This is a genomic window from Streptomyces sp. NPDC038280, assembly GCF_055600045.1.
In genome coordinates this window covers 375,332-399,606 of the sequence record NZ_JBVJYZ010000004.1, presented here as the reverse complement: position 1 = coordinate 399,606, position 24,275 = coordinate 375,332, and the positions used below count along the sequence as shown (strand labels likewise).

Annotated in this window: 27 protein-coding genes and 1 pseudogene; 18 read left to right on the top strand and 10 right to left on the bottom strand. The window is 70.1% G+C overall.

The window, feature by feature from the left end; translation table 11 throughout:
- Window positions 1-78: 78 nt before the first annotated feature.
- From mqnE to ACZ7J0_RS12730, 7 genes are all read left to right on the top strand, one after another.
- The gene (gene mqnE, locus ACZ7J0_RS12760; RefSeq protein WP_468708557.1) at window positions 79-1,242 is read left to right on the top strand and encodes an aminofutalosine synthase MqnE; all 1,164 of its coding nucleotides are present in this window, start codon (window positions 79-81) and stop codon (window positions 1,240-1,242) included.
- 14 nt (window positions 1,243-1,256) lie between these two features.
- Window positions 1,257-1,781, top strand: coding sequence for a GNAT family N-acetyltransferase (locus ACZ7J0_RS12755; protein ID WP_470886631.1), 525 nt, complete (start codon window positions 1,257-1,259; stop codon window positions 1,779-1,781).
- Between the two features lie 83 nt (window positions 1,782-1,864).
- The gene (locus ACZ7J0_RS12750) at window positions 1,865-2,158 is read left to right on the top strand and encodes a DUF4229 domain-containing protein (protein ID WP_470886629.1); all 294 of its coding nucleotides are present in this window, start codon (window positions 1,865-1,867) and stop codon (window positions 2,156-2,158) included.
- Window positions 2,159-2,493: 335 nt separating this feature from the next.
- Window positions 2,494-3,843: a dicarboxylate/amino acid:cation symporter gene (locus tag ACZ7J0_RS12745; protein ID WP_470886627.1), complete on the top strand. Its 1,350-nt coding sequence runs from the start codon at window positions 2,494-2,496 to the stop codon at window positions 3,841-3,843.
- A 140-nt stretch (window positions 3,844-3,983) separates the two neighbouring features.
- Entirely contained in the window at window positions 3,984-4,610 is a 627-nt protein-coding gene (locus ACZ7J0_RS12740) for a TetR/AcrR family transcriptional regulator (RefSeq protein WP_470886775.1), read from the top strand.
- A 162-nt stretch (window positions 4,611-4,772) separates the two neighbouring features.
- On the top strand, window positions 4,773-5,360 hold the full coding sequence (locus ACZ7J0_RS12735) for a hypothetical protein (RefSeq protein WP_470886625.1): 588 nt from the start codon (window positions 4,773-4,775) through the stop codon (window positions 5,358-5,360).
- 229 nt (window positions 5,361-5,589) lie between these two features.
- The gene (locus tag ACZ7J0_RS12730; protein ID WP_470886623.1) at window positions 5,590-5,892 is read left to right on the top strand and encodes a hypothetical protein; all 303 of its coding nucleotides are present in this window, start codon (window positions 5,590-5,592) and stop codon (window positions 5,890-5,892) included.
- Window positions 5,893-5,973: 81 nt separating this feature from the next.
- Here ACZ7J0_RS12730 and ACZ7J0_RS12725 read toward each other — a convergent pair whose 3' ends face one another.
- Window positions 5,974-6,225 carry a DUF397 domain-containing protein gene (locus tag ACZ7J0_RS12725; protein WP_470886621.1) on the bottom strand — a complete coding sequence of 84 codons (252 nt, stop codon included), beginning with the start codon at window positions 6,223-6,225 and terminating at the stop codon, window positions 5,974-5,976.
- Entirely contained in the window at window positions 6,222-7,085 is an 864-nt protein-coding gene (locus ACZ7J0_RS12720) for a helix-turn-helix domain-containing protein (protein ID WP_470886619.1), read from the bottom strand. The genes ACZ7J0_RS12725 and ACZ7J0_RS12720 overlap by 4 nt, the downstream gene beginning before the upstream one ends.
- A gap of 91 nt (window positions 7,086-7,176) precedes the next feature.
- Between ACZ7J0_RS12720 and ACZ7J0_RS12715 the strand changes: the two genes are divergently transcribed.
- Window positions 7,177-7,605, top strand: coding sequence for an ATP-binding protein (locus ACZ7J0_RS12715; protein WP_470886617.1), 429 nt, complete (start codon window positions 7,177-7,179; stop codon window positions 7,603-7,605).
- On the opposite strand, the gene ACZ7J0_RS12710 is transcribed toward ACZ7J0_RS12715, so the two are convergent.
- Together ACZ7J0_RS12710 and ACZ7J0_RS12705 are read right to left on the bottom strand one after the other, a co-directional pair.
- On the bottom strand, window positions 7,580-8,086 hold the full coding sequence (locus tag ACZ7J0_RS12710; protein WP_470886615.1) for a mycothiol transferase: 507 nt from the start codon (window positions 8,084-8,086) through the stop codon (window positions 7,580-7,582). The genes ACZ7J0_RS12715 and ACZ7J0_RS12710 overlap by 26 nt on opposite strands.
- Window positions 8,087-8,149: 63 nt before the next feature.
- Window positions 8,150-8,551, bottom strand: coding sequence for a DnaJ family domain-containing protein (locus tag ACZ7J0_RS12705; protein ID WP_470886613.1), 402 nt, complete (start codon window positions 8,549-8,551; stop codon window positions 8,150-8,152).
- 85 nt (window positions 8,552-8,636) lie between these two features.
- On the opposite strand from ACZ7J0_RS12705, the gene ACZ7J0_RS12700 reads away from it, so the two are divergent.
- On the top strand, window positions 8,637-9,002 hold the full coding sequence (locus ACZ7J0_RS12700) for a cupin domain-containing protein (RefSeq protein ID WP_470886611.1): 366 nt from the start codon (window positions 8,637-8,639) through the stop codon (window positions 9,000-9,002).
- Window positions 9,003-9,058: 56 nt separating this feature from the next.
- On the opposite strand, the gene ACZ7J0_RS12695 is transcribed toward ACZ7J0_RS12700, so the two are convergent.
- Window positions 9,059-10,210, bottom strand: a complete 1,152-nt coding sequence (locus ACZ7J0_RS12695; protein WP_470886609.1) for a lipase family protein — start codon at window positions 10,208-10,210, stop codon at window positions 9,059-9,061.
- Between the two features lie 117 nt (window positions 10,211-10,327).
- On the bottom strand, window positions 10,328-11,329 hold the full coding sequence (locus ACZ7J0_RS12690; protein WP_470886607.1) for an AraC family transcriptional regulator: 1,002 nt from the start codon (window positions 11,327-11,329) through the stop codon (window positions 10,328-10,330).
- Window positions 11,330-11,424: 95 nt separating this feature from the next.
- Here ACZ7J0_RS12690 and ACZ7J0_RS12685 point away from each other — a divergent pair, with 95 nt between their 5' ends.
- Window positions 11,425-13,122, top strand: coding sequence for an AMP-dependent synthetase/ligase (locus ACZ7J0_RS12685; RefSeq protein ID WP_470886605.1), 1,698 nt, complete (start codon window positions 11,425-11,427; stop codon window positions 13,120-13,122).
- A 109-nt stretch (window positions 13,123-13,231) separates the two neighbouring features.
- Here ACZ7J0_RS12685 and ACZ7J0_RS12680 read toward each other — a convergent pair whose 3' ends face one another.
- Window positions 13,232-13,435: a cold-shock protein gene (locus ACZ7J0_RS12680; protein WP_003967102.1), complete on the bottom strand. Its 204-nt coding sequence runs from the start codon at window positions 13,433-13,435 to the stop codon at window positions 13,232-13,234.
- A gap of 271 nt (window positions 13,436-13,706) precedes the next feature.
- On the opposite strand from ACZ7J0_RS12680, the gene ACZ7J0_RS12675 reads away from it, so the two are divergent.
- The gene (locus ACZ7J0_RS12675) at window positions 13,707-14,576 is read left to right on the top strand and encodes a menaquinone biosynthetic enzyme MqnA/MqnD family protein (RefSeq protein ID WP_470886603.1); all 870 of its coding nucleotides are present in this window, start codon (window positions 13,707-13,709) and stop codon (window positions 14,574-14,576) included.
- Window positions 14,577-14,614: 38 nt separating this feature from the next.
- Here the strand turns inward: ACZ7J0_RS12675 and ACZ7J0_RS12670 are convergent, their stop codons facing one another.
- A complete protein-coding gene (locus ACZ7J0_RS12670) occupies window positions 14,615-15,670 on the bottom strand; it encodes an alpha/beta hydrolase (RefSeq protein ID WP_470886601.1) in 1,056 nt (351 codons plus the stop codon).
- A 171-nt stretch (window positions 15,671-15,841) separates the two neighbouring features.
- Here ACZ7J0_RS12670 and ACZ7J0_RS12665 point away from each other — a divergent pair, with 171 nt between their 5' ends.
- The 3 genes from ACZ7J0_RS12665 to ACZ7J0_RS12655 all read left to right on the top strand — a co-directional run bounded on the left by ACZ7J0_RS12665 (window position 15,842) and on the right by ACZ7J0_RS12655 (window position 19,449).
- Window positions 15,842-17,515 (top strand): serine/threonine-protein kinase, encoded by a 1,674-nt coding sequence (locus tag ACZ7J0_RS12665; protein ID WP_470886599.1) that lies wholly within the window; start codon window positions 15,842-15,844, stop codon window positions 17,513-17,515.
- Between the two features lie 76 nt (window positions 17,516-17,591).
- Entirely contained in the window at window positions 17,592-18,791 is a 1,200-nt protein-coding gene (gene mqnC / locus ACZ7J0_RS12660; protein WP_470886597.1) for a cyclic dehypoxanthinyl futalosine synthase, read from the top strand.
- A gap of 7 nt (window positions 18,792-18,798) precedes the next feature.
- Entirely contained in the window at window positions 18,799-19,449 is a 651-nt protein-coding gene (locus ACZ7J0_RS12655; protein ID WP_470886595.1) for an imidazolonepropionase-like domain-containing protein, read from the top strand.
- A gap of 108 nt (window positions 19,450-19,557) precedes the next feature.
- On the opposite strand, the gene ACZ7J0_RS12650 is transcribed toward ACZ7J0_RS12655, so the two are convergent.
- Window positions 19,558-19,830: a hypothetical protein gene (locus tag ACZ7J0_RS12650; protein WP_470886593.1), complete on the bottom strand. Its 273-nt coding sequence runs from the start codon at window positions 19,828-19,830 to the stop codon at window positions 19,558-19,560.
- Between the two features lie 107 nt (window positions 19,831-19,937).
- Between ACZ7J0_RS12650 and ACZ7J0_RS12645 the strand changes: the two genes are divergently transcribed.
- The 3 genes and pseudogenes from ACZ7J0_RS12645 to ACZ7J0_RS12635 all read left to right on the top strand — a co-directional run.
- Entirely contained in the window at window positions 19,938-20,633 is a 696-nt protein-coding gene (locus ACZ7J0_RS12645) for a demethylmenaquinone methyltransferase (RefSeq protein ID WP_468708501.1), read from the top strand.
- Between the two features lie 139 nt (window positions 20,634-20,772).
- Entirely contained in the window at window positions 20,773-22,056 is a 1,284-nt protein-coding gene (locus ACZ7J0_RS12640) for a geranylgeranyl reductase family protein (protein ID WP_470886591.1), read from the top strand.
- Between the two features lie 60 nt (window positions 22,057-22,116).
- Window positions 22,117-22,260, top strand: a pseudogene (locus ACZ7J0_RS12635) (ABC transporter permease); the annotation flags it as partial.
- A gap of 125 nt (window positions 22,261-22,385) precedes the next feature.
- Here the strand turns inward: ACZ7J0_RS12635 and ACZ7J0_RS12630 are convergent.
- The gene (locus tag ACZ7J0_RS12630) at window positions 22,386-23,201 is read right to left on the bottom strand and encodes a C40 family peptidase (RefSeq protein ID WP_470886589.1); all 816 of its coding nucleotides are present in this window, start codon (window positions 23,199-23,201) and stop codon (window positions 22,386-22,388) included.
- Window positions 23,202-23,904: 703 nt separating this feature from the next.
- Here ACZ7J0_RS12630 and ACZ7J0_RS12625 point away from each other — a divergent pair.
- Window positions 23,905-24,264: an NADH-quinone oxidoreductase subunit A gene (locus ACZ7J0_RS12625; RefSeq protein WP_030494815.1), complete on the top strand. Its 360-nt coding sequence runs from the start codon at window positions 23,905-23,907 to the stop codon at window positions 24,262-24,264.
- The last annotated feature ends 11 nt before the right edge of the window (window positions 24,265-24,275 follow it).

The window sequence follows — 24,275 nt, the reverse complement described above, 5'->3', positions numbered from 1 at the left end:
CGGGCGCCCCTCGCGCCCGAAAAGTGGGGGAGTACGGTTGGTCAGGGTTGCAGGACATATAGAGGAGGCGACCGGTACATGGACGCTGGGCTCAAGCGCGAGCTGGAGGAGAAGGTCCGCTCCGGCGAGCGGCTGACGCGTGAGGACGGCATCGCCCTCTACGAGTCGGACGACCTGGCCTGGCTCGGTGGCCTCGCCCACGAGGTGCGCACGCGGAAGAACGGCGACGTCGTCCACTTCAACGTCAACCGCCACCTCAACATGACCAATGTGTGCACCGCGTCGTGCGCGTACTGCTCGTTCCAGCGCAAGCCGGGCGAGAAGGACGCGTACACGATGCGCATCGAGGAGGCCGTCCGCCTCGCCAAGGCGATGGAGGGCGAGAACCTCACCGAGCTGCACATCGTCAACGGCCTGCACCCGAACCTTCCGTGGCGCTACTACCCGCGCTCGCTCTCCGAGCTGAAGAAGGCGCTGCCGAACGTCTCGCTGAAGGCCTTCACGGCGACGGAGATCCACCACTTCGAGACGATCTCCGGCATGTCCGCCTCGGACATCCTCGACGAGCTCATCGAAGCCGGTCTGGAGTCGCTCACCGGCGGCGGCGCCGAGATCTTCGACTGGGAGGTCCGGCAGCACATCGTCGACCACCGCACCCACTGGGAAGACTGGTCGCGCATCCACCGGCTGGCGCACGAGAAGGGCCTCAAGACCCCTTCCACGATGCTGTACGGGCACATCGAGGAGCCCCGCCACCGCGTCGACCACGTGCTGCGGCTGCGTGAACTGCAGGACGAGACCGGCGGGTTCCAGGTCTTCATCCCGCTGCGCTACCAGCACGACTTCGTGGACATGAAGGACGGCAAGGTCCGCAACCGGCTCCAGGCGCGCACCACGATGGCGACCGGCGCCGAGGCGCTGAAGACCTTCGCCGTCTCCCGGCTGCTCTTCGACAACGTCCCGCACGTCAAGGTCTTCTGGGTGATGCACGGCGTGCAGACCGCCCAGCTCGCGCTCCAGCACGGCGCCGACGACATGGACGGCTCGGTCGTCGAGTACAAGATCACGCATGACGCGGACAACTACGGCACGCCCAACAAGCTGACGCGTGACGACCTCCTGGACCTGATCCGCGAGGCCGGCTTCCGTCCCGTCGAGCGCAACACCCGCTACGAGATCATCCGCGAGTACCCGGGTCCGGACGCGGGGCTGCGCGAGTCGCCCCAGCCCATGCGGATCTGAGGCAGGGCGCGACCATGCCGCTGACCTTCCGCCTCGACCCGTCGGCCGACCGAGCTCTGGCCGACGGGGTCGTCGACCTGTGGACGGACGTCTCCAACGCCGGCGGCGCGGTGGGGTTCGTGCCGCCCGTCACCGCCGAGGACGTCCGGCCCGAATGGGTCAAGCACCTCTCCGCCATGGCGGACGGCCGCACCCGGCTGCTGGTCGGGTACGACGAGGAGGGCGCCGTGGCCGCCACGGCGTTCTTCACGCACAACACCCACCGTCTGATGAAGCACTGGGTCTGGCTCTACACGGTCATGGTCCACCCGCGTCACCAGGGCAAGGGCTACGGCCGCGATCTGATGGCCGCGGCCGAGGCGGCGGCCCGCGGCTTCGACGGCATCGACGCGATCCGGCTGACCTGCCGGGGCGGCACCGGTGCCGACGTCTTCTACGCCGCCTGCGGCTACAAGGAGGTCGGCCGGGTGCCCGGCGCCATCCGGGTCGCCGACGGCGACGACCGCGACGACATCACCATGCTGCTGCCGCTGTACTGATGTCCGGGGCGGAGCCCCCTGAATTGATCCATTTGTCCCGTGCTTCACTGGACGGGCAACCCAGTGAAGAGAAAGGGGCCGTCGTGTCCGAGAACGGGACGAGCGCCGCAACGCTCCGGTACACCCTCCTGCGCATCGGCGTCTTCGCCGGCTGCTTCTTCGCGCTGTGGGGTCTGGTCTACCTCGGTGTGGTGCCGCGGGGCCTCGGCGACTCCAACCTGCTGTGGGTCCTGGTCCTCTCCGTCGTGATCTCCGCCCCGCTCAGCTTCGTCCTGCTGCGCAAGCAGCGGGACGCCATGTCGGCGCAGATCGCCGCCAGGGTCGACCACGCGAAGACGCGCCTGGAGACCAGCAAGTCCCGGGAGGACGCGGCGTAAGGTTCCTCACACCGCTCGCCCGCCCGCACCCAACCCCGGTCACCGCGCCGGGGTTTCGGCGTTCCATGGCCGGTGTTCCATGCCCCTTGCCCAAAGAAGTGCTTTGAGCATCTCAAAGTTCAAGTGTTAACGTGTCGACATGAAGACAGCAGTGCGCCGCCCCGAAGCCGTGAGCATCCCGCTCGTGGCGCGCCTGCACGTCGATCTGTGCCGCTGTATGTCCGCGGTCTGTTGCCGCGCTGTCTGACCCGGCATCATGCAGCGGCGTCGCCCTTGAGCGCGCGGGCGCCGCATCTCGTCCCCCTTTTTCCGATACGCACCCATGGAGTGTGTTCGTGTCCGCGAACTCCGCGTCCGCCACCACCGGGCAGCCGTCCGGCTCCGGTTTCCGCATATCGAAGATCCCGTTCTGGGTTCAGATCGTCGCCGGTCTCGTGCTCGGTGTGCTGCTCGGATGGGTCACCCGCAGCCAGGATGTCGCCTGGCTCAAGGACACCCTCGAGCAGATCGGCTCGATCTTCGTCCAGCTCCTGAAGCTGGCCGTCGCGCCGCTCGTCTTCTTCGCGATCCTGGTGTCCATCACCAATCTGCGGAAGGTCAACAACGCCGCCCGGCTGGCCACCAGGACCCTCCTCTGGTTCATGATCACGTCGCTGATCGCGGTCGCCATCGGCATCGTCATCGGACTGCTCACCGACCCGGGTGCCGGAACCGGCCTCACGCCCAAGGACGGCAAGCTGCCCAAGCACGAGGGCACCTGGATCGACTTCCTCACCGGCATCATCCCGACGGACGTCATCACGCCCTTCACCGAGCTGAACGTCCTGCAGATCGTCTTCATGGCCGCCGTCGCCGGTATCGCCGCGCTGAAGCTCGGTGAGAAGGCCAAGCCCATCCTCACCCTCAGCGAGTCCGTCCTGGAGCTGCTCCAGAAGGCCCTGTGGTGGGTCATCCGGCTCGCGCCGCTCGGCACCGTCGGCCTCATCGGCTACGCCATCGCCGACTACGGCTGGGACCTCATCGGCAAGTACGCGACCTTCACCGCCGACGTCTACATCGGCTGCGCGCTCGTCCTGTTCGGCGTCTACCCGCTGCTGCTGGCCACGGTCGCCAAGGTCAACCCGATCCAGTTCTTCAAGGGCGCCTGGCCCGCCATCCAGCTGGCCTTCGTCTCCCGCTCCTCCGTCGGCACCATGCCGGTCACCGTCAAGGTCACCGAGCGCCTCGGCGTCCCGAAGGAGTACACGAGCTTCGCGGTGCCGTTCGGCGCCACGACCAAGATGGACGGCTGCGCCGCGATCTACCCGGCTCTCGCCGCGATCTTCATCGCCCAGATCTTCGACGTACAGCTCGGCATCGGCGACTACCTGCTGATCGCCTTCGTCTCGGTCGTCGGCTCGGCGGCCACCGCCGGTCTGACCGGCGCGACCGTCATGCTGACCCTGACCCTCTCCACGCTGGGCCTCCCGCTGGAGGGCGTGGGTCTGCTGATGGCGATCGACCCGATCCTCGACATGATGCGCACGGCCACGAACGTCGCGGGCCAGGCGCTGGTTCCGGTCGTTGTCGCCTCGCGCGAGAAGATCCTCGACCTCGACGCGTACAACGCCGCTTCCTCGTCGCCCGTTGACGAGTACGACGCCCGGGACACCGAGAGCGCCGTGAAGGTTCCGGCCACCGCCTGAACGACGTGAGTGGATGTGCCCCCTGCCCCGCCGGGCAGGGGGCACAGTCGTGCGGGGGGCGCCGTAGGCTGGCGCCGGCCGCAGAGCAGGACTGCGGGGGGTGGAGGGAAGTCCAGGTGAGTGCGACGAAGGCCAAGCGGATGCCGCGCGAGGTGCGCGAGCGGCAGATGGTGGACGCCGCCGTGCAGACGTTCGGGCAGCGGGGGTACCGGGCCGCGTCGATGGACGAGATCGCCGAACTGGCCGGAGTCTCCAAGCCGCTGGTCTATCTCTACCTGAACTCCAAGGAGGACCTCTTCACCGCGTGCATCCGCCGGGAGGCCGCCGCGCTCCTCGACGCGGTGCGAGGGGCCGTCGAGCCCGGCCTCCCCGCCGACCGGCAGCTGTGGGCGGGGCTCGCGGCCTTCTTCCGGCACACGGCGGAGAACCCGGACGGATGGGCGGTACTGCACCGTCAGGCACGCACCCACGGCGAGCCGTTCACCACCGAGGTCATGGTGATGCGCGACGAGGTCGTGGCGTTCGTGACCGTACTGATCGGGGCGGCGGCCGAGGAGACCCACCACCGCACCGACCGCGCGCCCGAGCTGGCCGACCGCGATGTGGCAGGCCTCGCCCAGGCGCTGGTGGGGGCCGCCGAGTCGCTGGCCGGGTGGGCGAACGAGACCCCGGGCATGACTGCCAAGGAGGCGGCCGCGACCCTGATGAACTTCGCCTGGGCGGGCCTGGGCAACCTCATGGACGGGAAGCGCTGGTCCCCGCGCTGACCGTGCCCTGACGTTCGTGCCGCGCGCCGCGACTTTGCGGCGGGGGCGGTCGGCCGACGGGTGCTCGGTGAACGGACCCTCTGTGATCCTCAGTTGGCAGGTTCAGGCCTCATGGGATTAAGTGTCCACGCCAACTTGATCTATGAGTACGAGGTGTTGAGGGTGTTCAAGGCAGTACGGGGGATGGCGGCGGGCTCGGCGCTCGTGGCGGCACTCGCGACGCTCACGGCGTGCGGGGCCGGAGATCCGATCGTCCTGGCCCCGGACCAGGTGCGCACGGCTCTTGTCAGCAAGGCCGGCACCCCCAAGGGGTGGGAGGGCAGCGACGTCGAGGTCGAGGTGGGCGAGGAGGCCCTGGAGGCCTGCGAGAGCCACACGGAGTCGAACTGCGGAGGGCTGTCGTCCGTCGGCGGCACGGACATCGATCCCGCAGACGGCGAGGGCGAGGTGGAGTTCATGATCTACTCCTTCAACACCCCGGAGGACGCGTCGGCCGCCATGAAGAGCCTGGTGGTCGAGGAGCGCCGTAAGGCGGGCACCTCCCCGAAGTCCGTGGAGGTCGACGCGGGCGCCGACGAGACCGACGCGTTCAAGGGCACGGACGACACCGAGGTGATCATGCGCATGGGCGCGTCGGTCGTCCGTGTGCGGGGCCGTGACCTCAAGGAGGAGCCCGACTACCAGTCGCTCGCCAAGCTCCAGATCGACCGGATCAAGACGACGGCGGAGGGGCAGAACCCGGACGCGTAAGGGGGCGTCGGGGGCGTTACGTGGCCGCACCATCCACCCGGCTCGGCTGCCCTGGGGCTGGGGCACACGGGTGGTGGTGCCGGGGTTGATGTGAGTGACTCGGCGTGTTGCAGGACGAAAGCCGCATATCGCGCCTAGCGTCCACTTTCGCACGAATCGCTCGACAACGGATCACGTCGACTCTGACGGAAGTGGAGATGTAGTGCACAAGCTTCGTAAGGCTGCTCTCGTGGCTGCCATGGTCGGAAGTGTCACCATGTTCGGGGCCTCCGTTGCCTCCGCCACGAACGCCCACAACACCGGGGGCGGCGGCGGCAACGGCATCGAGTGCGACCAGCGGGTGGCTCTCAACAACTCCTCGGGCCTCATCAACCTGTCGCACATCAACATCACGCTCCTCGGCACCGGTCCGGCGCAGGCCACGGCGGTGTCGCAGGTCTGCGGCGACGGCACTGCCGCCAGTGGGGCCAGTGCCGACTCGTCGGCTGAAGTCGGCTTCCTGAACGGGCTTCTCGGCGGCGGCCTGCTCTAGGTGCTGAGGCCGGCTCACTGGGCAGCTCCGGACGTGAGTCCGGGGCTGCCCTTCCGTGTTGTCCGGCCGAAACGGTCCCGTTCAGCCCGAGTGGCTGGGCAGGGCTTTCGTGAAGGCGGCCCAGGTGGAGGGCGTGAGGGTGAGCACGGGGCCGTCGACGTTCTTGGAGTCCCGGACGTGGACGGCGGCGGGGTGGGCGGCGACCTCGACGCACTCGCCGCCTTCGGAGCTGCTGTAGCTGGACTTGCGCCAGTTGTATGCGACTTCGATGCAGTTGCCGCCCTCGCCGCTGCTGTAGCTGCTCTTGAACCAGGCCAGTTCCATGGTGTTCATCGCTCTCCCAGCAATTTCTCGATCCAGGCCAGGGACTCCTGAGGGGTGAGTGCCTGCGCCCGGATGATCCCATAGCGCTCGGCGTAGGTACGCGCCTCTTCCGGGTCGGTGATGAGTCGAGCATGCCCGTAGAGCTCGGTGTACGCGACCTCTCGTCGCCCGCGCGGAGTCAGCAGCGTGAAGGTGCCATCCAGATAGGGGTGTTCCGGCCGGTCCTGGGGCAGTACCTGAAGGTCGATCGTCCTCCGCATGGCGATTTCCAGGATGCGTAGCAGTTGCTCCCGATGAACGTCAGTGCCACCGAAGGGCCGGAGCAGCACTGCCGCCTCTAAGACGAAGCTGATGGTCGGTGCCGGCCACTTGTCGAGGATGACCTGACGGGCGAGGCGGTCGGCCACCCGCTTCTCGACTGTTTCCTCGTCGAGCATGGGACGGCGGTGCTGAAAGAGCGCTCGCGCGTACGCCTCGGTTTGGAGGATGCCCGGGACCGCCTGAACCGCGTAATAGTGCAGCGCCACCGCCTCCCCCTCCGCCTTCGCGAAGTCCCGGAACCAGTCCGGGTGCCGCGTCCGCGCCCTCGCCAGCGCCTCCCGTACGTCGTCCACCGCCGCCGCCAGTACGCCCCTGCCCCCCAGCGCCTTGTCCGCCCGCAGCAGGAAGTCCGGTTGGGGCGTCCGTACCCCGCGCTCCACCGAGGAGATCAGGTCCTCGCTGCAGTGCGTGGCTGTCGCCAGTTCCGCCTGGCTCAGGCGCGCGTTCCCCCGCAGGGCCTTGATCTGCTTTCCGAGCGCACTGAACAGGTGCGCCGTTCCATCGACTTCGGACGGCCTTTCCGGCCGCTCCTCCTCGTTCCCCGACATCCGTACCGCCCTCTTGGCGTGGTCGTACCGCTACGCAGCGTCGTGGCGTCGCTCCTGGTCAGCGTACGACCAACCCGCCACGCTCGGTCACATGAAGACGGAAATCCCCACTCCGACGGGGGAGTTCGCCCTGCGGCTCTCCGCCACCCGCCGAGGCGCCCGGCTCGCCCGCCTCCTGGCCGTGGAGCAGCTCCGCACCTGGCAGGTCCCGGGTCCCGACGACATCGAGCGTGTCGCCCTGGTCGTCGCCGAGCTCGCCAGTAACGCCGTCACGCACGGTCGCGTGCCCGGCCGGGACTTCGAGGTGCGGCTCGCGCTCGGGGACGATCACGTACGCGTCGAGCTTTCCGACGCGCGGGGTGAGCGCGGGCCGGAAGCGCGGGTTCCCGACGAGGGCGGGTACGGGCTCCTGCTGGTCGCCGCCCTCGCCACCGCCTGGGGGGTCAGGGCGCGGACCGTCGGGAAGACCGTCTGGGCCACCGTCCCGCTCGGTGCTAGCGGCGTTCCAGGATTCCTCTGACGAAGGCCGCCTGGCCCGCGTGCTGGTTGTCCTCCGCGATCACGCTGACCAGTCGGACGCCCAGGGTGACCGGCGGGTCCCACGCGTCGTCCACGACCCGGCTCAGGGCCTTGTCCGTGAGCCCGGCGACGTACTCGAGGGTCTGCTCGTGGACCGCGTCGTAGTAGCCGAGCAGGAGCTCCTCGGTGGCCCGGACCTCGCCGACCTGCTTGCTGCTGTGGCCGTAACCGGTCGCCTTCTTCGCGAACGGCAGGTCGAAGCGGGCCGCCCAGTCCTGGGCCAGCCAGACCTGGTCGAGGTCCGCGACGCCGGCCACATGGTCGTCCTGAATGCGGGTCAGGTGCCAGACGAGCCAGGCGATGGAGTTCGCCTCGTCGTCGATCCGGGCGGCGAGGTCCTCCGGGGACAGCCCCTCGACCGCGCCGTGGACGGCTTCCTGGATGCGTCCGAACGCGTCTGTCAGCAGGTCTGCGGTCTTCATCGCCATTCCTCCGGTGTCGTGAGAGGTGTACCACCGGGCATGCTACGAAGAGTGAGGGGGCCGCTACCGGTCCCGCGCCGCGCGCCACGCGTCGACCATCGCGTCCACGTCGAACGGCTGGAGATTGAGCGGTGGACCCGGCGGCGGGCGGTGGATCGCGGCGGTGATCTTCTCGTTGACCCCGGTGAGGACGCGCCGTACGGCCGCCTCGGTCGTGGCCTTCGCGACCGCCTCTCGGGCGTCCTCGGCCTCCTTGCGCAGCGCGAGCGCGGGCGGCAGGACCGAGACTCCTTCGCGGTGCAACTTGCCCTTGATCCACCAGAGTTCGTCGTACGGAGCGGTGTCGTCGGAGAGCGGCTTTCCGAAGCCGGCCAGGCGCTGGAACTCACCGCGCGCCTCGGCTTCGCGGATCTGCTTGTCCACGAATGACTCGAAGCTGACGCCGGGGGGTTTGCGTTCGGTCATGCGTTCAAGCCTACGGCGCCCGTGTCGCACCGCGCAGGTGTCGGCCCCAAGCTGGAAGGGGGCCGGCGGGGGATGAGGAGGAAGCATGACGGCGACGAAACGGAACGACACGCCCGTCGAGATCGAGGGTGGCGGTGTGGAGCTGCGCATGAAGGAGCTCGGTGGAGACTTCACCGTCGCGTTCGTGCAGTTCCCCAAGGGCACGGACATGGGACCGGCCGTGCAGGGGTTGCCGGACGACCGCTGCCAGTGCCCGCACTGGGGCTATCTCTTCAAGGGGCGGCTGAAGATGAAGACCGCCACGGGCGATGAGGTGTACGAGGAGGGGCAGGCCTTCTACTGGCCCCCCGGGCATGTTCCGGAGGCCCTGGAGGACTGCGAGTACGTCGACTTCTCGCCGACGGGCGACATGCGGGCCGTGATCGATCACGTCAAGGCCGCGATGGGCTGAAGGCCGGAGCGGCCCGCGCGGCCGGGGACCGGCCGCGCGGGCAAGCAGGGGCCGGGCTAGCAGGTGCCGTCCGTCGGCCGGTCCGCGAAGCGGTCGGCCAGCCAGTTCTGCGCCGCCGTGGCCTCCGTGATGACCCCCGAGACGTGCTCGCCGAGCAGGATGGTCCGCCACTTCACGTTCGCGCCCCGGGCGCACCAGTCCTTGCGGAGCTGGTCGCCCAGCGCGTACGGGATCAGCTCGTCACCGAGTGCGTGGTACAGGTACACCGGGCGGTCCGGCGCGTGTGTCCCGAGGTCCGACTCGTGCAGCCGCTTCTGCCACTCGGGGGTGGCGAGCGGGTTGCTGACCGTCAGGTCGGAGATCTTCTTGAACGAGCCGACGGTCGTGTCGATGGCGACGCAGTTGTTCCGGAAGAAGCCCACGAGGGCCTTGCCGGCGGCGTTCAGATAGGAGTCGAGCTTCAGCTCGGGGAAGGCCGCGTCCTGTCCGGCGGCAGCCATGAAGAGCAGGCCCGAGCCGTAGGAGCCGTCGTGCACCGGGGCCAGCTTGTCGAGCTGGGCGGGGACGCCGCCGGTGGCCGTGCCCTTCACGTTGAGCTCGGGGGCGTACGAGTCGTGCAGCTCGGCGGCCCAACTGGAGGCCTGGCCGCCCTGGGAGTAGCCCATGATCCCGACGGGGGAGGACGCGGACAGTCCGGCCTGGGGGAGGCGGATCGCGGCGCGGGCGGCGTCGAGGACGGAGTGCCCGGCCGCGCGGCCGGCGGTGTAGGTGTGCTCGCCGGGGGTGCCGAGGCCTTCGTAGTCGGTGACGACGACGGCCCAGCCGCGCCAGGTGAGCTGCTGGATGAGATTGGCCTCCATGGTGGTCCCGGTCGGGAAGCCGTTGCTGGGTGCGCAGGAGTCGCCGAGGCCGACCGTGCCGACGGCGTAGGTGATGAGCGGGCGGGGTCCCGTGCGGCCGTCCTGGGGGACGATCACCGTGCCGGAGACGACGTTGGGGGCGCCGGACGCGGTGGTCGAGCGGTAGTGGATCTTCCATGCCTTCGTGAGGGTCGGCTGGCCGGGGAGCGGGTGGAAGGAGGAGTCCTGGACGCCGACGAGGTCGCCGGGGCGGGGGGTGTCGGTGGTGGCCTCCTGCGCTGCGGCGGGGGTGGCTGCCGAGAGGGCGAGCGCGGCCAGGAAGGCCAGCACTCTGGTGCGTGCACGCATTGCGGCTCCCAATGCTGTGGTGGGGGTGGGCAGTTGGGGAGACCGTAGTGACTGACCAGTAGGTACGGAGCTGACCGGGAAGCTCAGCTTCACTGACCGCGCTTCACTGCCCCTGCTTCACCGGCCCCGGTACGCGCCGGGTGTCGTCCCCGTCCAGCGCCGGAACGCCCGGTGGAACGACGTGTCCTCCGAGAACCCGAGCCGCGCGGCGATCGCCGCGATCGGCTCGTGTCCCTCGGCGAGCCCCGCGATGGCGGCGTCGCGCCGGACCGCGTCCTTCAGCCGCTGGTAGGAGGTCCCCTCCTCCTGGAGCCGGCGGCGCAGGGTCGCCGGGCTGACCGCCAGCCGCGCCGCCAGCTCGCCGAGCGAGGGCAGCCGGGGCGAGGACTGGAGCGCCCGGGCGAGGGCGCGGTGGACCTGTTCGCCGACGGTCGTGCCGTACGCGCGCCGGCTCAGCAGCTCGAAGGGGGAGCGGCGCAGCATCAGAATCAGGTCGTCCTCGTCGCGCACGAGCGGCGCGGCCAGCCAGTGCGCGTGGAAGGCGACCCCGGTGACCGGGGCGCCGAAGCGCACCGGACAGCCGAACAGCTCCTCGTACGCGTCCTTGTGGGGCGGCGGGGGATAACCGAACCCGGCGCGCAGCAGCGGGATGCGGCGGCCGATGAGCCAGCTGCACAGGCGGTGCCAGATGATGACCAGGCACTCGGTCAGGAAGCGGTCCTCGTCGCCTTCGAGGTTGTTGTGGACGGTGAACACGGCCTCGGTGGCGCCCGGTTCGAGCCTCAGGTCGGGCCCACCGGGGAAGAGCCCGTAGAAGGTGGTGCCGCGCTCGATGGCACCGCCCAGGTCGCGGCAGCCCAGCGAGGCGTAACACATCATGGCGAACGTGCCCGGGCGGCTGCGGGCGGAACCGAGGCCCAGGAACTCGTCGTCGGTCGCCCGGTACAGCGCCCGGAAGAGCAGCGCGAACTGGTCCGGTGTGACGCGCGCCCGGTCGTCCCCGAGCAGCAGCGGCGGGATCCCGGCGGCCTGCAGGAGGGGCGCGGTGTCGAGGCCGCGCCGGCGGGCGCCGCGCAGCAGGGCCCGCACATGGTGCACGGTGATCGTCCGCTTGGCCATGGTCAACGACGGTAGCGGGGTTGAGCGGCCGGGTCAGCGGGGGTGACGTTTTCCGTCATCCCGCCGGGACCGGGTGCGTCCCTACCGTCGGGTGCATGACCGGACAAGGACTGCACGGGCGACCGGAGACGCTTGCGGTGTTCACCGAGTGGGCGGGGGAGCGGTACGGGGACCTGCCCGCGCTGCGGTCCGCGGGGACCAGCGTCTCCTACGCGGAGCTGCGGGCCGCCGTACGCGACATCGGAAGGGGCCTGATGGGTCTCGGGGCCGGCCCCGGGGACCGGGTGGCGATCCTCGCGGAGACCAGGCTGGAGTGGACGTACGCCCACTTCGCGGCGCTGGCGGCGGGGGCGGTGGTCGTGCCCGTCTATCCGACGGCGGGCGACGAGGAGGTCGCCTGGGTGCTCGCCGACTCCGGCGCCTCGGTGCTGATCGCGGAGAACCGGGCCCGGGCGGAACGGGTGGAGCGGCTGCGCGGAAGGCTCCCGGCGCTGCGGCACGTGGTGCTCATGGACGGGGACATGCGGGCGCTGCCGCGGAAGGTGACGCTGGAGGCGCTCCTCGCCCGGGCCGGGTCCGTCCGGCCCGCCGACGACTCCGCCCTCGTCTACACCTCCGGTACCACCGGCCCGCCCAAGGGCTGTCGGCTGACCCACGGCAACATCGGGGCGGTGCAGGACGCCACCCTCCCCCTCATCGAGGGCGGACCCGGCGACCGTACCTATCTCTACCTCCCGCTCGCTCACCTGCTCGCCCAACTCGTCGAGTACACGACCCTCCTCCAGGGCGGCGAGCTCAGTTACTTCGGCGGGCGCGTCGAGGACGTCGTGGGAGAGCTCGCCGAGGCGCGGCCCACCCACCTGCCGTCCGTGCCCCGGCTCTTCGAGAAGGTGCACAGCGCGGTGCTGTCGCTGGCGGAGGCGCGGGAGGGGGGCCGGGAGAGCGTCGAGGAGGCCGTGAGGATCGGTGTCCTCGCCGCCGAGGGCAGGCTGCCGGACGAGCTGCGAGACGCGTACGAGGAGGCCGACCAGCAGCTCTACAGCCTGGTCAGGGCGGCGTTCGGCGGCCGGCTGCGGTGGGCCCTCACCGGCGCCGCGCCCATCGCACCCGCGACCCTGGACTTCCTGCGGGCCTGCGGCATCGGGGTCTTCGAGGGGTACGGCATGACCGAGTCCGGCGGGGTGATCTCGCTCAACCACCCGGGCGCCGTGCGCTACGGCACCGTGGGCCGGCCGGTCACCGGATGCGAGGTGCGCATCGCCGAGGACGGCGAGGTGCTGGCGCGCGGGCCGATGGTCTTCCCCGGCTACCACGACGACCGGGCCGCCACCGCCGAGGCGATCGACGCCCACGGGTGGCTGCGGACCGGGGACCTCGGCGCGCTGGACGCGGACGGCTACCTCACCATCACCGGCCGCAAGAAGGACCTGATCATCACGTCCTCCGGCAAGAACCTCACGCCCTCGCACGTGGAGCTCGCCATCGAGCGGTCCCGGGTCGTCTCCCACGCGGTGATGGTCGGCGACCGCCGGCCCTATCCCGTGGCGTTGATCACCCTGGACGCGGACGAGATCCGGGACAAGGACCCGGCGACCGTCCGCGGCCTGGTGCGGGAGGCGGTGGAGGCGGCGAACGCCCAGGTCTCCCGGCCGGCCAGGATCCGCGCGTACACGGTCCTGGACGAGGACTTCACCGTCGGGAACGGAGTGCTCACCCCGACCCTGAAGGTCCGCCGCCGGGCGGTCCTGGACCGGTACGCCGCCGAGATCGAGAAGCTGTACGCGGGCGGCTAGCCGCCTTTCCGGCCCGGAAAAAAGGCAGGAGCCCCATTCCGTACACGCGGTACGGAGGGGGCTCCTTGGGTACTGCTCTCAGCCGTGCGCGATCGCCGACCCGGGCAACTTAGGCCGGGGTGACGTTCTCCGCCTGCGGACCCTTCGGGCCCTGCGTGACGTCGAAGTTCACGACCTGGTTCTCCTCGAGGGAGCGGAACCCGGACGCGTTGATCGCGGAGTAGTGGACGAAGACATCCGGGCCGCCGCCGTCCTGGGCGATGAAGCCGAAGCCCTTTTCAGCGTTGAACCACTTGACGGTTCCGGTAGCCATAAGCCCTCCTTGGGCCAAAGGGTTGCCCTGCTCCAGAACCTGCAAACAAGTCTGAAAACTACAAAAGCCTGCGGGTTACATGCTCCGCAGGCTCTGTACTGCAAGGGAAACCAAACTGCAACTTGCGATGAGCGTAGCACGCAGGATGTGGGACGCACTAGAGGGAAAGATCACGTCACTCACACGTTTGACGTGCCTCTGAAGCGCTGACGGACGGGGCCCCGGCGGCCCCGGGGAGGTCCACCCATCGAGACGGGACTAGCCTCGCGATGTGGACACTTCTTTCACGCCCGGCGATCGTCCGAGCCGGCCCCGCGTCGGCCACATCCAGTTCCTGAACTGCCTGCCCCTCTACTGGGGCCTGGCACGCACCGGGACGCTCCTCGACGTGGAGCTGACCAAGGACTCCCCGGAGAAGCTCAGCGAGGGGCTGATCCGCGGCGATCTCGACATCGGACCGGTCACCCTGGTCGAGTACCTGCGCAACGCCGACGATCTCGTCGCCTTCCCCGACATCGCCGTCGGCTGCGACGGCCCGGTCATGTCCTGCGTGATCGTCTCCCAGCGGCCGCTGGAGGACCTGGACGGGGCACGTGTCGCCCTCGGGTCCACCTCCCGTACGTCCGTACGGCTCGCGCAGCTGCTGCTCGCCGAGCGGTACGGCGTCGCGCCCGACTACTACACCTGCCCGCCGGACCTCGGCGTGATGATGCAGGAGGCCGAGGCGGCCGTACTGATCGGGGACGCGGCCCTGCGCGCCTCGCTGCACGACGCGCCGCGGCTCGGCCTGCAGGTCCATGACCTGGGGCTGATGTGGAAGGACTGGACGGGGCTGCCGTTCGTCTTCGCCGTCTGGGCGGCCCGCAAGGACTACCTGGCCCGGGAACCCGACGTCGTGCGGAAGGCCCACGCGGCCTTCCTCGCCTCGCGGGACCTCTCCCTGGAGGAGGTCACCAAGGTCTCCAAGCAGGCCGCCCGCTGGGAGGCCTTCGACGCCGAGCTCCTCGAGCGCTACTTCACGACGCTGGACTTCCGCTTCGGGCCCGAGCAGCTCGCGGGCGTACGGGAGTTCGCCCGCCGGACGGGGCCGACGACCGGCTATCCGGCGGACGTGCGGGTCGAGCTCCTCGGCGCCGAGTAGGCACCTCTCCGCGCGGGCGCGGAGAGAGGGCGCTCGCCTCAGGACGCCGGTATCGGGGCCTGCATGTGCTCGCTGATCCACTGGATCGAGCCGTCACCCATGCCCCGCACATACGTCTTCGCGTTGTGCCGCCCGTCCTGGATGACCTGGAGACGGGTCTTCACCGGGCCCTTGCCATAGTTCTTGATGAACGCCTTCAGGCTGCCCAGACCGGACTCCTTGCTGCCGATCTGGAAAGCCAGATAGACCTCCTTGTCCTTGTCCCCGCCCTTGCCCGCGGGGCCGGCGGCAAGGGCCTTGGCGAGCCTCTCCGGGTTGTTCGCCTGCTTCTCCTGCTCATGGCCCGCCCAGAGCGGGGAATCCGGCACGGTGTCGGGACCGGAGGCGATCACGGCCTTGAACTTGTCCGGGCGCTTCAGTACGGACTTCAGACCGACGAAGCCGCCCGAGGAAGAGCCCATGAACGCCCAGCCGTCCCGTGACTCGAACGTGCGGAAATTGGCCTTCACGAAATCGGGGACGTCCTCGGTCATCCAGGTGCCCATTTTCGGCTGCCCCGGAATATCGCTGCCGTCGTAGTAGTGCTTGGCGTCCGGGTTGAGCACGGGCATCACGACGATGAACGGAAGGCTCTTTCCCTCCCGCGACCACTTGCTGATGCTGCTCTGCAGCTTCAAGTCGGTACCCATCCAATAGTTGTTGGGATACCCGTTGCCGCCCGGAAGCGCGATCAGCACCGGAAAGCCACTGCTCGCGTACTTCGGATCGAAGTACTGCGGGGGCGCCCACACCCACACCTTGCCCGTGAAGCCGGACTTCTTCCCCTCCAGGGTCGTCACGCCGATCTTCGTGCCGTCGTCGATGGTGTTCTGCGTCCGGAACTCGGCCTTGGGGCCCGTCGGCATCAGCGTCCTCACCGCCGGCCGGTCCTGGCCCGCGGGCGCCTTGCCGGGCGTCCGCGCCGTGCCGGAAGCGGGCGCGGACGGGCTGGGAGCGTCGAAGGAGACCGGGTCGCCCTCCCCGGAGCAGCCCGCGACCAGCGTGAGGGAGCCGAGAGCGACGGCGGCTACGAGGGCCTTTGGCAGGCGGTTCATGGCGTAACTCCGAGTGGGGATCCGGGACAAGAGGTGCGATTGCGGAACGGAAGAGTGACGTGCGGCCCGATCGGTTGACCCGATGTCGGGGGCAATCGCAGTGATCCGGCCCACGCGGGCTCTACGCTGCTGGAAGAACGGGCGCACCCGGGGGTCCGAGGGGGAGAACCAATGCAGCCGCTGGAAGCCGGCGAACCGCGGACCATCGGTGCCTACCGCCTCCTCGGCAGGCTCGGGGCGGGCGGCATGGGGCGGGTGTACCTCGCCCGCAGCGAAGGCGGCCGGACCGTCGCCGTCAAGGTCGTCCATCCGCACTTCGCGCTCGACGAGCAGTTCCGCGCCCGGTTCCGCCGCGAGGTCGAGGCGGCCCGACGGGTGGGCGGCGCCTGGACGGCGCCGGTCCTGGACGCCGACCCGGACGCACCCGTGCCCTGGGTCGCCACCGGCTACGTCGCCGGACCCCCGCTGAGCCAGGCCGTCGCCGGACACGGAGCCCTGCCGGAGCGTTCGGTACGGGCCCTGGGCGCGGGACTCGCCGAAGCGCTCGCGGCCGTCCACGCCCTGGGGCTCGTCCACCGCGATGTGAAGCCGTCGAACGTCCTGATGGCCCTCGACGGCCCCCGGCTGATCGACTTCGGCATCGCGCGGGCCACCGAGGGGACCGCCTCCCTCACCACCACCGGCGTCTCCGTCGGCTCGCCCGGCTACATGTCGCCCGAGCAGATCCTCGGCGGGGACGCGAGCGGCGCGGCCGACGTCTTCTCGCTCGGGGCCGTGCTCGCGTACGCGGCGACCGGGGCCGCGCCCTTCCCCGGCGACTCGTCGGCCGCCCTCCTCTACAAGGTCGTCCACGAGGAGCCCGAACTCGGGGCGCTCGACGGCGAGCTGCGCGAGCTGGTCGGGGCCTGCCTCGCCAAGGATCCCGGCGCGCGTCCGGCCCCGGAGGAGATCGCCCGGCGCCTCGCGCCCCAGGGCGCGGCGGCGCTGGTCGCCGGCGGCTGGCTGCCCGGCGCGCTGGTGGAGGAGGTCAGCCGGGCGGCGGTGGCGCTTCTCGACCTGGAGCCGGTGGCGGGGGACCCGGTGGCGTCGGGGCCGGTTCCGTTCAGCAGTCCGGCGGTCGGGGTGTTCGGGCCGCCGGTCGAGCCGCCCGGTCCGATGTCCGGTCCGATGTCGGGTCCGATGTCGGGTCCCATGTCGGGCCCCCTGTCCGTTCCGACACAGGGTCCGCTCCCGGGGCCGTATCCCGCCGACGCGGTGCCGTCGCCGCGTACCGCCCCGGACGGCCGGCTCTCCCTCGCCGTCACCGCCGGGCGTCGCAGGCTGAGCTGCACAATCGCGCTCGCCGTCGCCGGGGCGCTGGCGGCGGTGACGGTCGGCGGTGCTTTCCTCTTCGACCTGCTGCCCGGCGGCAAGGACAGGGACAACGCCACCAGCGAGCCCCCGGTGTCCTCGCCGAAGGCCTCCACCGCGGCCACACAGTCCGGCACCGTCCCGCAGGCGTTCATCGGCACCTGGAAGGGGCCCTTCAAGGTCAGCCTCGTGGGCAGCGAGATCGCCGCCGGGACCTTCACCGTGGAGATCAGGGCGGGCCGGTCCGGAGAGAAGATCGGCACGGTCAACCAGTTCGACGCGCTCGGCAACTTCACCTGCGAGGACAACCTCGTCCTGCACGGCGCGACGGCCAAGGAGCTGACCGCCCAGGGCAGCGCGAGCGACAAGGCCGGCAACTCCTGCACCGGTGACACCCACACCGTGACCCTGCGGAAGGCCGGCGGGAAGCTGGAGTACACCTCCGACGAGGCCCGGGCGGGCAACCCGCACGCCACGCTGGAGCGGGCCCGGTGAGGGGGCCGGAAACCGACCGGACGCGCTGGCGTAGGCTGGTTCGGTCCGTCCGCAGACCCGCCGAAAGGGACACCCGGTGACCGAGAAGGCCGACATCCAGTCCGTCCTGGACCGTGCCGCCGAGGGTGGCCGGATCACCCCCGAAGAGGCGCTCGACCTCTACCGCTCCGCGCCCCTGCACGCGCTGGGCGCCGCGGCCGACGCGGCGCGCCGCCGCCGGTACGCCGGCACGGAGCACATCGCGACGTACATCATCGAGCGCAACATCAACTACACGAACGTCTGCGTGACGGCGTGCAGGTTCTGCGCCTTCTACGCGGCGCCCAAGGACACGGCCAAGGGCTGGACCCGCGACCTCGACGACATCCTGCGCCGCTGCGCGGAGACCGTCGAGCTCGGCGGCACCCAGATCATGTTCCAGGGCGGCCACCACCCCGACTACGGCGTCGAGTACTACGAGCAGCACTTCGCGGCGATCAAGAAGGAGTTCCCGCAGCTGGTCATCCACTCGCTGGGCGCCTCCGAGGTCGAGCACATGGCCCGGATCTCCAAGGTGTCCGTCGAGGAGGCCGTCCAGCGCATCCACGCGGCGGGCCTCGACTCCTTCGCGGGCGCCGGCGCCGAGCTGCTCCCCGAGCGGCCGCGCAAGGCGATCGCCCCGCTCAAGGAGTCCGGCGAGCGCTGGCTGGAGATCATGGAGACCGCGCACAACCTGGGCGTCGAGTCGACCTCCACGATGCTCATGGGCACCGGCGAGACCAACGCCGAGCGCATCGAGCACATTTCCATGATCCGCGACGTACAGGACCGGACCGGAGGCTTCCGGGCCTTCATCCCCTACACGTACCAGCCCGAGAACAACCACCTCAAGGGCCGCACGCAGGCCACGATCTTCGAGTACCTGCGGATGATCGCGATCGGGCGGCTCTTCCTCGACAACATCGCGCACATCCAGGGCTCCTGGCTGACCGTCGGCAAGGAGGCCGGTCAGCTCTCGCTGCACTACGGCGCGGACGACCTGGGCTCGATCATGCTGGAGGAGAACGTCGTCTCCTCGGCCGGAGCCAAGCACCGCTCCAACCGCCAGGAGATCATGGACCTGATCCGCAAGGCGGACCGCGTCCCGGCGCAGCGCGCGACGACGTACGAGCACCTCGTCGTCCACGACGACCCGGCGAACGACCCGGTCGACGACCGTGTCGTCTCCCACATCTCCTCGACGGCGATCGCGGGCGGGACGGCGCACCCCGAACTGAAGCTCCTGAACGCCAACTGACGTCCGGGTGCTGACACTTCACACGGCGGAGCTGCTGCTTCCCGGCGGGGGCCGCGCGCCCGTTCCGGGGGGCGCGGTCGCCGTCCGGGACCGGGAGATCGCGGCCGTCGGTCCGTACGAGCAGCTGGCCGCCGCCCACCCGGACGCCCGGGTCCGCCGCTGGCCCGGCATCGTCACGCCGGGGCTGGTGAACCGGTACGGCCCGGAGCTGCTGGAGCAGGCGTACCACCCCGACCCGCGCGAGGCGGACGAGCTCGGGACCGAGCCGCTCACCGGCGAGGCGTTGGCCGCGCTCGGCATGACGGACGCACGGTGGGGCGCGAGCGCCCGCCGCGGTGCCCAGCGGATGCTGGCGCACGGAACGGTGGCGGTCGCGGGGGATCTCCGGAAGGCGCCCGTGGTCGACGCCGTGACGCGCGTCGGGCTGGGCCTGGAGGAGCGGTTCACCGACCCCGAAGGGAAGCCGTCGCTCGATCCGTTCGCCGGGCGGCGGGTGGCGGACGCGTTCCGGGTGCCCCTGTTCCCCGGCGCGGACGCGGACTTCGCGGTCTTCGACGTCCCGGTGGACGGCGACCCGTACGAGAACCTGGCGGTCGGCGGCGCGGGCCGCTGTGTGGCGACGGTCCTCGGGGGCCGGCTCGTCCACCGCCGCCGGTAGCGGCGCCGGAGCGCCGACGAGGTCTGCCGCGCCGCGCCCGTGCCGCCACGGGAGGCCGCCGGGCAAGGCGGTTGACGGTCCCCCCGGACCGCGTCCCTCGCGCCGCCCTCAGCCGCCCCGGACCGGGGCGCTCTTCGTCTGCACCGGTCGTTCGTCCGCGTACCTCACCAGATTGGTGAAGCGGGAGTCCCGTACGACGGTCGGGAGCTGGTCCGGCGACACGGGCGCGCCGGCCGCCGTGGCGCTCCCCGTCTTCTGCGACGGGTCGACGGCCGGCAGGACGTGGCTGCCGCCGTACGTCAGGACGACCCGTGAGCCGAGGGTGTCCAGGTCGTTGACGGCCGTCGCGCCCACCTGGGCCGTCCGGCCGCCGTCACCCATCCTTGAGCGCCTCGTGAGGAAAGGGTTGAAAAGAAATTTCCCCGGCCGGCCGGGGCTCCCGGGGAGTGCCTGCGGGCCGGTCGCGGAGCGGCTGCCACAATGGCCGGGTGACCCGAGCATCCCTGGACAAGCAGCCGCACGAAGTCGCCTCGATGTTCGACGACGTGGCGGCGAAGTACGACCTCACCAACGATGTGATCTCGCTCGGCCAGGCCCGGCTGTGGCGCAAGGCGGTCGCGAAGGCGGTGAACGCCCGCCCGGCCGACAAGGTCCTGGACCTGGCCGCGGGTACCGGCACCTCGTCGCTGCCGTTCGCCGAGGCCGGCGCCTACGTCGTGCCCTGCGACTTCTCGCTCGGCATGCTGCGGGAGGGCAAGAAGCGGCACCCCTGGCTGCCGCTGACCGCGGGTGACGCGACCCGGCTGCCGTTCCGCGACAACGTCTTCGACGCGGTGACGATCTCCTTCGGTCTGCGCAACGTCCAGGACACCCAGACCGCGCTCGACGAGCTGTACCGGGTGACCAAGCCCGGCGGGCGGGTCGTGATCTGCGAGTTCTCGCACCCCACGTGGGCGCCGTTCCGGACGGTGTACGAGGAGTACCTGATGCGGGCGCTGCCGCCGGTGGCGCGTACGGTCTGCTCCAACCCCGACGCGTACGTCTACCTCGCCGAGTCCATCCAGAGCTGGCCGGACCAGCCGACGCTGGCCGGGCTGTTGCAGAAGGCCGGCTGGTCGAAGGTGGCCTGGCGCAATCTGACGGGCGGCGTCGTGGCTCTCCACCGGGGCTTCAAGGAGAAGTAGAACCACCGGGGGACCCCCTGCCGCCCGGGCGGCAGGAGCGGGCCCGGTCCGCCGTCGGACGCCCGCCCCGGCCCCCATAGACTGCCTGTGTCCTGTGCCGTCCGGCACGGAAATCGTCGAGTCTTCGGGAGACCCCGCCGTGACCGAGCCCCTCTCCGAGCACACCGCGGATGTGATCGTCGTCGGGGCAGGCCCGGCCGGCTCCACCACCGCGTACTACCTCGCCAAGGCCGGACTCGACGTCCTGCTCCTGGAGAAGACCGCGTTCCCCCGCGAGAAGGTCTGCGGCGACGGTCTCACCCCGCGTGCCACCAAGCAGCTCGTGGCCATGGGCCTCGACATCTCCGAAGAGGCCGGCTGGCTGCGCAACAAGGGACTGCGGATCATCGGGGGCGGTGTCCGGCTCCAGCTCGACTGGCCCGACCTCGCCAGCTACCCGGACTACGGACTGGTCCGCAAGCGGGACGACTTCGACGAGCAGCTCGCCCGGCAGGCCCAGAAGGCCGGGGCCCGGCTGTACGAGCGCTGCAATGTCGGCGCGCCGATCATCGACGACCGTACGGGCCGTATCACCGGCGTGAACGCCAAGCTCGGCGAGGACAAGCGCGAGGTCACCTTCCACGCGCCGCTCGTCGTCGCCGCCGACGGCAACTCCACCCGGCTGTCGCTGGCCATGGGCCTGCACCGCCGCGAGGACCGGCCGATGGGCGTGGCCGTGCGCACCTACTTCACCAGCCCCCGGCACGACGACGACTACCTGGAGTCCTGGCTCGAGCTGTGGGACCGCCGCGGCCCGCAGGACCGGCTCCTGCCCGGTTACGGCTGGATCTTCGGCATGGGCGACGGGACCTCCAACGTCGGTCTCGGCATCCTCAACTCCTCGGCCGCGTTCAGGGAGCTGGACTGGCGCGAGGTGCTGAAGGCCTGGTGCGCCTCGATGCCCGAGGACTGGGGCTACACCCCGGAGAACATGACGACGCCGATCCGCGGCGCGGCGCTCCCGATGGCCTTCAACCGCCAGCCGCACTACACCAAGGGCCTGCTCCTCGTCGGTGACGCGGGCGGTCTGGTCAACCCGTTCAACGGCGAGGGCATCGCGTACGCCATGGAGTCGGGCCAGATCGCCGCGGACGTCATCGTCCAGGCACACGCCCGGGCGACCCCGGCGCAGCGCGAACTGGCCCTGCACAACTACCCGAAGATCCTCAAGGACACCTACGGTGGGTACTACACGCTGGGCCGCGCCTTCGTGAAGATGATCGGCAACCCGAAGGTCATGAAGATCGCGACCCAGCGGGGCCTGACGCACCCGGTGCTGATGAAGTTCACCCTGAAGATGCTGGCGAACCTCACGGACCCGACGGGCGGCGACGCGATGGACCGCATCATCAACGGCCTCTCGAAGGTCGCGCCGAAGGCCTGACGCCCGGACCGGCGGCCGAGAAGCTCTGGGTCCGCCGCAGCAGGGCGACGCGAAGATGCTCGTCGCGACCACCCGGAGTACCTGAAGGCCGTCCCACCGCCGGACCCCAAGACGCTGCGCACGGGCGTGACGAACGACCTCAAGCAGCTCTTCCTGCTGCTGGCGGCCATCTGCCTGGTGATCTGCGCGGTGGGTATCGCCAACGCCAGAACCGCTAGGAGCGCCCTGGGCCGTCCCGCACACCGCGAAGGGCCGTCCTCCCCCGGGAGGGGAGCGACGGCCCTTCAGCGCGTACGTGGTGCGTTGCGCGTGGCGCGCGTGCGGGTCGGTCAGAGGATGCGGACGGCGCCGGAGGGCTGGTCCCAGTCCAGCGAGCGCTCGACGACGCCGGTGCTGGAGTTCTGCGCGCCGACGAACTTGCCGCCACCCACGTAGATCGCCACGTGGTACGAGTTGCTGCGGCTGCCCCAGTAGAGGATGTCGCCGGGCTGCAGGTTGTCGAGCGACACGGAGGTGCCCCGGCTCGACTGGTCGGCGGAGACCCGGGGAAGGTCGATGCCGGCCTGGCGGTACGCGGCCTGGACGAGACCGGAGCAGTCCCAGGAGTTGGGTCCGGTGCTGCCCATGACGTAGGCGTCGCCGAGCTGGGCGCGTGCGAAGGCGACCACGGCGGCGGCGGAGCCGGTGGCGACCGAGTCGCTGAACGAGCCGCCGTCCGAGTCCGCGGAGGCGGAGAGCGTGGTGCGCGCGGAGGAGCGGTTGGCGCGCTCCTTGGCCTCGGCGCGGGCCTTCGCCTCGGCCTTCTGCTTGGCCTCGGCCTTGCGGTCCGCCTCGGCCCTGGCCGTCTTGGCGTCCTTGGCGGCCTGGGCGGCGGCCTCGTTCTCGGAGACCCGCAGCTCGAGGTCGAGCGCGCCCTGCTTGGTCGCCTCGGCCGACGCGGCGACGGTGCTGGCGAGGGTCGCGTCGAAGCCGGTCAGGGTGGGCATCTCGATGGTCTCGGTCACCGGGTCGGCGTTCGCCGGTCCGGCGGCACCGGCCACCGCGATGGTGCTGAGGACGCCACCGGCAACTCCGGCACGGAGCGCGAGCTTGGAGGCGCTGCGGCGAGGCTTCCGGTGGCTGGGTATGTGAGCGGTCTGGGACATGAGAACAACCGCTATCAGGGCTTCGCGGTTCCCTTCAAGAAACGTGGGTTGCGCCACAGTTACGTCCGGAACGGTCTAATCCGCTTTCCTGGCGCCCTTATTGACGCCGTAACGGGCAATCCGGGCAGGGGCAATCATGGGCTTGATCACGGGTTTTCCGCGAAAGGTCCGAATTGCCGTTCGCTTACCACCCGTTCGCACCGGTGGCCAAGCCCGGTTTTATCGCGGCCCGACGGAAGTGGCACAGGTCACAGGAAGGTCACTGCGCGAGCGGCGTGGAGGTTGTGCGGAGGTTCGTGAACGCGCGCACGCGTCCACCTCCGTCCCGCGGGGCCCCTCGCCCGGGTGAGGCGAGTTCCCTTATCACTCAGGCGAGTCCATCGCCAATTTGCCTGTAGCCGCCAACGCTTGATAGGGCAAGACCGCTCCGACCAGCGGTAACACCTCGCGATGTCACGTATCGAGGCCACTCGGCTACTTGCTGTATGAAGATCACCGTTCATCCGAATTCATGATCCTTCGCCAGGTGGTGGAGATCACAAAGTCGTTGTCGTACCCCGTGTCGCAGATCACAGATCCACGGGCATAGGATGCGAAGCAGTCGGGCTTGTGAACTGCCTCACATGTACGTGATCTTCCGAGGTGGTGAGACGAAGGCCCGGTGCGGTCCAACGGTCAAGGACGACTGGAAGGAGCGAGGAGCGTGAATGCCTACGCGCCCATCCTCGTGCTCGGTGCCCTCGGCGCAGGGTTTGCGATCTTCTCCGTGGTCATGGCCACGCTTATCGGCCCAAAGAGGTACAACAGGGCGAAGCTCGAGGCGTACGAGTGCGGTATCGAACCGACACCCACGCCGGCCGGAGGCGGCCGCTTCCCCATCAAGTACTACCTGACGGCGATGCTCTTCATCGTCTTCGACATCGAGATCGTCTTCCTCTACCCCTGGGCGGTCACCTTCGACGCCCTGGGGCTTTTCGGGCTCGTGGAGATGTTGCTCTTCGTGCTCACCGTCTTCGTCGCCTACGCGTATGTGTGGCGGCGCGGCGGCCTGGAATGGGACTGAGGGGCTGAGGG